Annotated in this window: 1 pseudogene; it reads right to left on the bottom strand. The window is 46.7% G+C overall.

The features are described 5' to 3' along the window. Positions 1–522, bottom strand: a pseudogene (locus tag HMPREF2572_RS01570) (IS630 family transposase); the annotation flags it as partial.

Genomic DNA, 522 nt, shown 5'->3' with positions numbered 1-522 from the left:
ACGGTTCGCAGATACCGCTTAATATTCGCCCACACCTTCTCAATCGGGTTGAGCTCAGGTGAATAAGGTGCAAGAGGCAATACCTTATGTCCCAATTTTTCCTCCATTTTCCGTAAGACACCCATACGGTGAAATCGTGCATTATCTAAAATAATCACCGATTTTTGAGTCAATGCGGGCAGTAGGCATTGCTGAAACCACGCTTCAAAAAAGACTCCGGTCATCGTATTTTGATAAACCATCGGAGCAATCAGCCGGTTGCCGACTTGTGCGGACACCAGAGATAAGCGTCGGTATCTTTTTCCACTTATCTGCGCTTTCACTATTTGCCCTTTCGGGCTGCGGGCATAGGGACGGAACAGGTAGCGGTCAAATCCTGTTTCATCCAAATAAACACGTTGGTAGTCGGAAAATTCGGCCAGCTGTGTCAAATAATGCGTTACTTTGGCCGGGTCTTGTTCTTTGTAAGTGGTGGTCTTTTTTTGCGCGTCATCCCCATCTGTTTGAGTGCATAGCAAACGG

It is taken from the genome of Neisseria sp. HMSC064E01, from assembly GCF_001808875.1.
Classification (GTDB): domain Bacteria; phylum Pseudomonadota; class Gammaproteobacteria; order Burkholderiales; family Neisseriaceae; genus Neisseria; species Neisseria sicca_A.
This window is presented reverse-complemented; position numbering and strand designations above follow the sequence as displayed.